Genomic DNA, 9076 nt, shown 5'->3' with positions numbered 1-9076 from the left:
GGGGTCCTCGTATCGCTAAAGGTAAAGATACCTTGTATACCCATGCTATCAACGGCTTTAACGCTATGCCTGCCAAAGGCGGCGCTGATATTCCTGATGAAGAAGTACAAAACGCAGTGGATTATATGGTTGGTGAAGCAAGCTAATTTAACTGGCTGACTTATATGCAACAGTAATAAAAATAGCAGGAGACGGTAAAGTATTTATCGTCTTCTATCGTGCTTTTTTATGATTATTCTGCTTAATATAGTCAAAATATTCTAAAAACGCTACAGTATTGCGAATAATAGCAGTCATATCTAAAAGCTTATAAAGCGCCTATTTCATTTAATGAGGTAGGCGTTTTTTTGTGGGCGTCGATTGATATTATTAATATCGTGGTTATATCATCCTAATGTTGAAATCCGCAACCGCGAGCCTCACATCTAGACACTAGACTCGTCGTAAGATACGAGAGCAAATATGAGAGAAACTAACTTTTCCCGAATCGTCTTCTATATTCCTTTATAGATGCATCACTAATAAAGAGGTATTCATGTCTGAGGTGCCAGCGCTATCTATCCAGAACTTATCTAAAACCTATGGCAACGGGTTTTCGGCATTAAAAGATGTCAGCTTGACAGTGCCACAAGGTGGATTTTTTGCGCTCCTTGGGCCAAATGGTGCGGGCAAATCAACGATGATTGGTATCATTAGCTCACTGTTTAAGCCAACAGCGGGTAGTGTGGATATCTTTGGTACCGATTTGTTGGCTGAACCTTCAAAAGCCAAGCAGTTTTTGGGCGTGGTACCGCAAGAATTTAACTTTAATCAGTTTGAAAAAGTTGAAGATATTTTGATTACTCAAGCCGGCTATTTTGGTATTGCGGCTAAAGAATCCAAACCACGGGCAGAAAAACTTCTCAAGGCCTTGGGCTTATGGGATAAGCGCGATAACAAGGCGCGAGAGCTGTCAGGCGGTATGAAGCGCCGATTGATGATTGCGCGCGCCTTGATTCATAAACCAAAGCTATTGATACTCGACGAACCAACGGCTGGGGTTGATATCGAGCTGCGCCGCTCGATGTGGGAATTTATGCAGCAGATTAACGTTGAAGAAAATACCACGATTATTTTGACCACCCATTATTTGGAAGAAGCAGAGCAGCTTTGTAAGCGTATCGCTATTTTGGATCATGGTGAGATTCGTATCAATACAGAGATGAAAGATTTATTAGCGCAGTTATCGGTCGAAACTTTTGTCTTTGATTTGGCGACGCCATTGACCAAGCAAATTGCTTTAATAGGGGTCACTGATACGCTACAACCTGATGATTTAACGCTTGAAGTGACATTGACTGAAGGTGAGTCGCTAAACGGTGTCTTTGAGCAGTTGTCTAAGCAAGGCGTTTTGGTCGCCAGTATGCGTAATAAAGCCAACCGCTTAGAAGAGCTGTTTATGCGTCTGGTTGATAAAAGTTTGCATGAACCTTTAAGCTCGTAGGCTGTTTGATTCATAATTTTCCAATTTACCCAAATAAATAGACCACTATAAATATAGCAACCATATAGGCAATCTGCGGGCCATGATAGCGTTTTGATATTAGCCTGTAGACTGCTTAGGAGAGATAACGCATGAACTTCGCACAACGCTGGATTGCTTTTCGCACCCTGCTGATTAAAGAGATTCGCCGTATATTACGCATCTGGCCGCAGACATTATTGCCGCCAGTTATTACGATGAGCCTGTATTTTGTCATCTTTGGTAAAATGATCGGTTCGCGCGTGGGCGAGATGGGCGGTGTGCCATACATGCAGTTTATCGTGCCCGGTTTGATTATGATGGCGATTATCACTAATAGTTACTCAAACGTGGTCTCGAGCTTTTTTAGTGCTAAGTTTCACTCAAGCATTGAGGAGCTGCTGGTATCGCCAATCTCTAAGCACGCTATTTTGACAGGTTATATCAGTGGCGGTATTTTCCGCGGACTGGCGGTTGGGGTCATCGTCTTTATTGTGGCGTTATTTTTTACCAAGCTAGGTATTGAGCACTTATTTATTACCTTATTTACGGTGATTGGTACGTCGGTTTTATTCTCGCTTGGCGGCTTTATCAACGCCGTATTTGCGCGCTCATTTGATGATATTTCTATTATTCCAAGCTTTGTGTTGACGCCGCTGACCTATCTTGGCGGGGTGTTTTATTCGATGGAGAATTTATCACCATTTTGGCAAAATATTTCGCTGTTAAACCCAATTGTCTATATGGTGAACTCTTTCCGCTACGGTATTCTTGGCTATTCTGATGTCAATGTGTGGTATTCGATGGCGGCTATCTTTGCCTTTTGCGTCATCTTTTATATTATCTCTTATCGACTATTAAGTGATGGTTCGCGTATTCGATTATAAATTGCTGTGAGTTCTATTTATAATCTCTAGCATTTTAACTATCATTAGTTTTACTATTAGGAAGTAGCCATGAGTATTCACGGTATTTTAGGCGAACAAACCACTGATTATCCAACTGAGTATAGTCCCGAGACCCTCTATCCAATAGCGCGCAATCTAGGGCGCGATGTGATTGGCTGGCAAGATGATAAGCTAGCAGTGGGCGTCGATTGGTGGCACGCCTTCGAGCTGTCTTGGTTAAATGCACAAGGTGTTTCGCAAGTGGCTATTGCGCGTTTTGGTATTCCGGCAAGCTCGCCGTTTATCGTCGAATCAAAGTCATTAAAACTATATTTAAATAGTATTAACTTTACCGAGTTCGCTAGTTGGGATGAAGTGCAAGCGCTGATTGCTAAAGACTTATTGTCATGCGTTCAGGCAGAGGTAACCGTTGAAATATTTAGCCTAAATGATGACTTGGATGATAAAGCAACAGGCTTGTTAATTGCTCAACCTGAAGGCGTCTGTATTGATGAGGCACTTGCCAATAGCAGCGAGAAAGTCGCGCTAACGGAACATCCTGACGCGTCATTGCTAGAGAGCAAGGCAGATGATAATAATGTAGCAAGCAACAATACGGCGGAAGTTGCTCAGCCTTATACTTTTTATTCTAACTTGCTGCGGAGTAATTGTCCGGTGACCAATCAGCCCGATTGGGGGACGTTAGCGGTTTCGATTACTAGTAATAAAGCAGTCGATGCAGCGAGCATGTTACGTTATATTTTAAGTTTCCGTCAGCATAATGGCTTTCATGAGCAGTGTGTCGAGCAGATATTTGCTGATTTGAGTCAGTACTATCAGCCAAGCGAGCTAATGGTTCGTGCATGGTATACACGCCGCGGCGGTATCGATATCAATCCTTGCCGCGTCAGTGACATAAAACTATTACCGCAGCCAAGCCGCTTGATTCGCCAGTAAGGTAATGGTTTTATTTAAATCGGTTTTGCAGCATTCAACTGATAAAAAAGCGCCTATCTGATTCAGATAAGCGCTTTTTTATTGAGCAAGTTTTATCAAAAACTATTTGCCGCTTACTTTCGCCATCACTTCTTCACGGCTCAGCATTTGCTTTTCCGTTTCGCGGCGATTGACATATTCGTATTTGCCTTCAGCCAAGTTACGGTCTGAAACCACGATACGATGCGGTATACCAATCAATTCAAGGTCAGCAAACTTCACGCCCGGACGCTCGTTACGATCATCTAGCAAGACGTTAACACCTTGAGCTTTGAGCTCTTCATACAGCGTGGTCGCCGTCTGCATGACGGTGTCTTCTTTTGACTTCATCGGAATGATAGCGACTTCAAACGGCGCAATTGAATCGTCAACGCTTGGTGTTTGTGGCCACATGATGCCGTTTTCATCGTTGTTCTGCTCAATAGCAGCCGCGATAATACGACTAACGCCAATACCGTAGCAACCCATCATCATGGTCACAGGCTTGCCATCTTCACCAGAGACGGTTGCATTCATCGCTTGCGAGTATTTATCACCCAACTGGAAGATATGACCGACTTCGATGCCGCGTTTGATTTTTAGGCTGCCTTTACCGTCAGGAGAAGGATCGCCTTCTTGTACATTGCGCACATCGACGACGCGGGTAATGCTGGCATCACGCGCCCAGTTCATACCTATGGTATGTTTATTAACTTCATTGGCGCCCGAGACAAAATCTGACAAAGAAGCTGCCGAGCGATCGACAAATACGGGCATATCCAAATCAACGCCGATATAGCCTTTATGCAAACCAGCGGCTTTGAGTTCTTCATCAGAGGCCATCGTTAGCGGTACATTGGCTTCTTCGATTTTCTCCGCTTTAATGGTATTGAGCTGATGGTCACCGCGTAAGACAATCGCTATTAATTGCGGCTCATCATCTTCGGTATGACCGTGGACGATTAAAGTTTTCACCGTGGTCTCTAACGGTACGCTTAGATGCTCGGCAACCATTTTACAGCTGGTCATGTTTTCTGTTAAGACGTCTTCGCGCTCCATTTTTGGTGGCTGACGCTCAGCGGTGCTGACCGATTCGGCAAGCTCAACGTTGGCTGCATAATCAGAAACGTCAGAGAAAGCGATATCATCTTCACCGCTGTCTGCCAACACATGAAACTCATGCGACGCAAAACCGCCAATAGAACCGGTATCCGCTTGCACGGCACGGAAATCTAAACCCAAACGGGTAAATATGCGCGTATAAGCGTCGTACATCTCATGGTAAGTCTTTGCTAAAGACGCTTGGTCAGCGTGGAACGAGTAAGCATCTTTCATGGTAAATTCACGCGCACGCATCACACCAAAACGTGGACGAATCTCATCACGGAACTTGCCTTGGATTTGGAAAAAGGTAATCGGCAACTGCTTATAACTGCGCAGCTCACCTTGAGCAAGGTTGGTGATAACTTCTTCGTGCGTCGGTCCCAAGACAAAATCGCGGTCATGACGGTCTTTGAAGCGTAACAGCTCAGGACCATAGTCATTAAAACGCCCGGTCGTTTGCCAAAGCTCGGCAGGCTGGGTCATTGGCATCAGCACTTCTTGAGCGCCGACGTTTTGCATCTCTTCGCGAACGATGCGTTCGACTTTTTGCAACACGCGCAAACCCATCGGCAGCCAGATATACAATCCAGAAGCGATTTTACGAATAAGACCTGCTCTTACCATGAGTTGGCTTGAGGCGATATCAGCGTCGCTGGGCGTTTCTTTTAGCGTGGCAAACAAAAATTGACTGGCTTTCATAAATAAAGCGGAACCTTATCAACGATAAAATAAATAAGAAATAGGAGGGTATTTAGCGTGTGCTTCGATAGCCGACGCAAGCTTACCTTTTATCACTTGGTAATAGTCTAGGACCTGCCTAGCTAAAAAGTACTGCAACAAGCAGCACGTTATTAGAAAGTGCGTTTATAAAACGCCTTACAAAAAGGGTGAAACTTTTATTTTTGTATGAATACATCCATATCGACAGCGTCATATTTTTGGTAAAAAAGCCAGAAAAATGGGTGCATGCCAACATTTTGCTTATACAATCTGACTATGTTAGGTAAAGTTCGCCTAAGACGCAATGACTTTTTGTTGTTTCAGCTTAAACAGTGGCTAAACTCAATAATGATGCTAAAAATAAGCTGATTTTTTAACTCAAAATCTACCAGTTTTTGAGACTTAAAGATAAAACTTTGGTTAGCTGATAAAGCAGCACGATTTATAGATTTTGAACATAAGAGAATAAAGGCATAAATAGTGAAGCAAAAGCTATTTTTTAAAGTGGCATCGAACTCATCAATTATGTAGGAGAATGGTAGTAACTGCTTGAAATGCTTATAAACAAATAGCATTAAAGGTTTGATATTTAGCAATTTTATGCTGATAAGAATTAATATAAAACCTTGAGGTAGTTTACATGGTCAACCCTGATAACCACTCTTCAGTAGATAAGAATAATGCCAAGCGCCCGCAAGCGAAAAAACCCATCTCCATGCTATCGTGGCTGGTATTGCTTATCGGTCTTGCCGCGCTCGCTTTTGCGATTTATAGCCTGCAAAACCTCACTAAGGAAGAACCGATAGAAACCATTACCCGTGAAGGGGTGGTGATGCAAATCCAAAAATTAAATCGTTTGGAGACGGTGGCATTCAGTGTCGATACCGTTATTACTAGCCAAAAGCCAGGCAGTTGGATGAAGCTGTGGCAAGATGAGCAAAAGGGTCTGTTTATAGCGCGTGGGCGCGTAGAAGCAGGGATTGATTTGAGTGCGTTAACGCCAGAGATGGTACAGGTGGTGCAGCCAGAGATTGATGTTGAACAGGTGCAGGAAGCTGATGCTAATACGCCGATTTCAATGATGCCGCAAATCAATATCACCTTGCCACCGTCAGAAATATTTTCTGTCTATCTAGATGACATAGAAATCTATGATTGGCAAACGGGCGCTTTTGGTATGATGCAGGTCGATCCAAAAATCTTGCAACAAGCGCAAAGTATGGCGAAAAAAGAAGTACTGGAGCGTGCTTGCCGCGGTGATGTGATGAATCTGGCATTAGAAAATGCGCAAACCCAATTGCAGCAGTTATTTTCATTGACCGGTGCCGTCGTAACGGTAACCACGCAGGGCGCAGGCGCGTGTCAAATGCCAACGGCTTAATACTTAAAATGGGTTAACGAAGAGTCACACCACTTAACAGATGTTGCTTGAATTTATTGGCAATAGGGTTACTATATTATATAGCAGGACTTATTTATCATTAACGACAGCCTTATAAATGCTGTCGTTGAAATAAGCTTATATGATATAAGAGGTGGCGTATATGACAACTTCCAATAATCAGCCCTCCGTTCATGAGAAACGCGAATTAATCAAGCAGCCTAAAGCAAAAGAATCGCTACCTTTTGCGACGTGGGTGCTGCTCATCATAAGCTTTACTTGTCTCGCGTATGCTATTTATACCATTCAGACACGAATAGTAAAGCCAGCTATCGATATAGATAGTGCAGCACAAAGCAGTTTGGTGCAAACTGGCAGTGCGCCGCAAAATAAAGCTAAGGTAGACAGCTAACGCTCTCTTCTCAAACATATCAGCTTTACGGCTTTTTTAAGTTCATGACTGTTTTTAAGTTCATGACTGTTTTTTAAATTCAGCAATCGCCAGTTGTCGTGCTGCCTTATGCTCAACTATTGGCACAGGATAAGCAATGTCAGCAAACTGACCGCCCTTTGTGAGCGCTTTACGCACTTTATCTTCACTATGCAAAATACTGCTTGGCACGTCTTTTAATTCTGGCAGCCAAGTCTTAATAAATAATGCATCAGCATCATGACTCTTAGCTTGGCTAAAAGGGTTCATAATACGGAAGTAAGGTGCGGAGTCTGTGCCTGTTGACGCGCTCCATTGCCAGCCGCCATTATTGGACGCAAAATCACCGTCTATTAGCTGCTTCATAAAGTAGCGCTCACCTAAGCGCCAATTCATTAATAAATCTTTGGTCAAAAACATCGCCGTTACCATCCGTAAGCGATTGTGCATAAACCCGGTCGCATTGAGACAGCGCATCGCCGCATCGACCAATGGTACGCCTGTCATGCCTGTGCACCATGCCTTAAAATCATCCTGATTATATGACCAGTTAATGTTGTTATCGGTTTCTTCTTTATAAGCTTTATGGCGAATAAGCCCGGGCTTATCATCTAAAACATGACGATAAAAGTCACGCCATGCCAGCTCACTTATCCAGCGGTTAATATCGTTGTTATCAGGCTTATCTGACTTATCGGGCTTATCAAAGCTATCGAAATTGTCGCTATCATTACCCTGTAATCTCTCTAATGCTTTTGTGGCTTGCAGATAGCAAAGTCTTGGGCTTATTGCGCCAATAGTGAGGTAGGCTGATAGCTGGCTGGTCGCTTGCAAATTTGGCACATCACGGCTGATGTTATAGTTATCGATATCATCCGCGATGAAATCCTCTAAACGTTGACACGCAGCCCCTTCACCCGCTGGATAAGCCATTCTAGCGTGCTCAAGCTGAGCGCCAAAATCAATGTGCTGATACTCTACGGCGGTCTCTAACTGTTTTTGATAATCTTCGACGGCTTTTTTACTGAGTTGTTCTATGTCTTTGACAGTATGAGCACTATCGCTTGCAGTTTTTAGGGTGGTTTTTGACTGGCTGATTTTTGACTGATAGTTTACCGCCATGGCTTGGTGCATTTGTAAATTGCTAACGTCCAAGGTATGCCGCCATTTGTTATAAAATGGGGTAAAGACCTGATACATGCTATCGTCATTGGTGGTAATCGTTTTTGGTGGCAAGATACATTGGTCGTGCCAGCGGATAAATTCGATATCGGATTTAGCAAGTTGGTTGGCTAGTTCTTGGTCGCGGTCAATCTCATTACCTTCGTACTCATGATTTGCCATGACAAGGCTGATATCATTTATCTCACACAAGGTGGTGAGCGTCTCAATACAGTCAGAAAAGCTGGCACAGAGCTGGACGGTTAAGTTGATATTTAAGTGTTTTTGTAAAGAGGTTGCTAAGAGTGGCAAGCTACGGGCGATATGATCGAGCTGGGTGAGTGACATATCATGCGCGTGCCATTGTTCAGGCGTTATAAAAAAAATAGCGCTGACTCGCGCATTATCCGCATTTGCACGCTCGCAAAGCGCTGCCAATGCCGTATTGTCATGAACTCGCAGGTCACGACGAAACCACATTAAATAATGGGCAGGGTTTGCACTCGTCGTATTATTGCTAGCAATGTGCTGAGACGTTGCCGCCACCGTTTTAGACATTCCACCTTTCCTATATTAATCAATCGCAATCATAAACAAAACTGTGAATAAAAGTATGCTAGGATAAGTTTTTGGATGCAATGGATTTACCATTCAATTAACAAATCATCATATTTGCTTTTTAGCATTGAAGCAGTATTTACGGTCGGCTACGTTATCCAAGCCAATTTATCCACGTCATATCTAGTGTTATCTCTATTTAGTGTTATATATAAGGTCACATTATGCAGGTGAAGTTTTGTGGTTTTACCCAGCCTAGTGATATCAAGATGGCTGCTCAGTTGGGTGTCGATGCCGTCGGTCTGGTGTTTTACCCACCGAGTCCGCGTGCTGTTACTATCGAGCAGGCACAATTGCTA

The 9076-nt window shown here is 43.4% G+C and carries 8 protein-coding genes and 1 pseudogene; 7 read left to right on the top strand and 2 right to left on the bottom strand.

Features of this window, described 5'->3' with window-relative positions; genetic code table 11:
- The 4 genes from V7D75_RS10075 to queF form a co-directional block, all read left to right on the top strand.
- Nucleotides 1-146: c-type cytochrome (locus V7D75_RS10075; RefSeq protein ID WP_333614465.1), on the top strand; the 146-nt coding region annotated here is incomplete at its 5' end.
- Between the two features lie 389 nt (nucleotides 147-535).
- Nucleotides 536-1483, top strand: coding sequence for an ABC transporter ATP-binding protein (locus V7D75_RS10070; RefSeq protein ID WP_333614455.1), 948 nt, complete (start codon nucleotides 536-538; stop codon nucleotides 1481-1483).
- A gap of 131 nt (nucleotides 1484-1614) precedes the next feature.
- Nucleotides 1615-2388 (top strand): ABC transporter permease, encoded by a 774-nt coding sequence (locus V7D75_RS10065; RefSeq protein ID WP_068408525.1) that lies wholly within the window; start codon nucleotides 1615-1617, stop codon nucleotides 2386-2388.
- 69 nt (nucleotides 2389-2457) lie between these two features.
- Nucleotides 2458-3345, top strand: a complete 888-nt coding sequence (queF, locus tag V7D75_RS10060; RefSeq protein WP_333614454.1) for an NADPH-dependent 7-cyano-7-deazaguanine reductase QueF — start codon at nucleotides 2458-2460, stop codon at nucleotides 3343-3345.
- Nucleotides 3346-3447: 102 nt separating this feature from the next.
- Here the strand turns inward: queF and V7D75_RS10055 are convergent, their stop codons facing one another.
- On the bottom strand, nucleotides 3448-5166 hold the full coding sequence (locus tag V7D75_RS10055; RefSeq protein WP_333614453.1) for a proline--tRNA ligase: 1719 nt from the start codon (nucleotides 5164-5166) through the stop codon (nucleotides 3448-3450).
- Nucleotides 5167-5827: 661 nt separating this feature from the next.
- On the opposite strand from V7D75_RS10055, the gene V7D75_RS10050 reads away from it, so the two are divergent.
- A complete protein-coding gene (locus tag V7D75_RS10050; protein WP_333614452.1) occupies nucleotides 5828-6568 on the top strand; it encodes a DUF4230 domain-containing protein in 741 nt (246 codons plus the stop codon).
- A 163-nt stretch (nucleotides 6569-6731) separates the two neighbouring features.
- On the top strand, nucleotides 6732-6980 hold the full coding sequence (locus tag V7D75_RS10045; protein ID WP_333614451.1) for a hypothetical protein: 249 nt from the start codon (nucleotides 6732-6734) through the stop codon (nucleotides 6978-6980).
- A 60-nt stretch (nucleotides 6981-7040) separates the two neighbouring features.
- On the opposite strand, the gene V7D75_RS10040 is transcribed toward V7D75_RS10045, so the two are convergent.
- Nucleotides 7041-8717, bottom strand: coding sequence for a cryptochrome/photolyase family protein (locus V7D75_RS10040; RefSeq protein ID WP_333614450.1), 1677 nt, complete (start codon nucleotides 8715-8717; stop codon nucleotides 7041-7043).
- A 224-nt stretch (nucleotides 8718-8941) separates the two neighbouring features.
- On the opposite strand from V7D75_RS10040, the pseudogene V7D75_RS10035 reads away from it, so the two are divergent.
- Nucleotides 8942-9076: pseudogene (locus V7D75_RS10035) on the top strand (phosphoribosylanthranilate isomerase); the annotation flags it as partial.

Origin of the sequence: Psychrobacter sp. (assembly GCF_036731945.1) — a bacterium.
Classification (GTDB): domain Bacteria; phylum Pseudomonadota; class Gammaproteobacteria; order Pseudomonadales; family Moraxellaceae; genus Psychrobacter.
The sequence above is the reverse complement of the archived record's forward strand: the minus strand, read 5'-3'. Positions and strand labels throughout refer to the sequence as shown.

Bases quoted from the DNA above. Each gene is read 5' to 3' on its own strand.
- V7D75_RS10070 (WP_333614455.1), top strand. From the start codon at position 536: ATGTCTGAGGTGCCAGCGCTATCTATCCAGAACTTATCTAAAACCTAT.
- V7D75_RS10065 (WP_068408525.1), top strand. From the start codon at position 1,615: ATGAACTTCGCACAACGCTGGATTGCTTTTCGCACCCTGCTGATTAAA.
- queF (WP_333614454.1), top strand. From the start codon at position 2,458: ATGAGTATTCACGGTATTTTAGGCGAACAAACCACTGATTATCCAACT.
- V7D75_RS10055 (WP_333614453.1), bottom strand. From the start codon at position 5,166: ATGAAAGCCAGTCAATTTTTGTTTGCCACGCTAAAAGAAACGCCCAGC.
- V7D75_RS10050 (WP_333614452.1), top strand. From the start codon at position 5,828: ATGGTCAACCCTGATAACCACTCTTCAGTAGATAAGAATAATGCCAAG.
- V7D75_RS10045 (WP_333614451.1), top strand. From the start codon at position 6,732: ATGACAACTTCCAATAATCAGCCCTCCGTTCATGAGAAACGCGAATTA.
- V7D75_RS10040 (WP_333614450.1), bottom strand. From the start codon at position 8,717: ATGTCTAAAACGGTGGCGGCAACGTCTCAGCACATTGCTAGCAATAAT.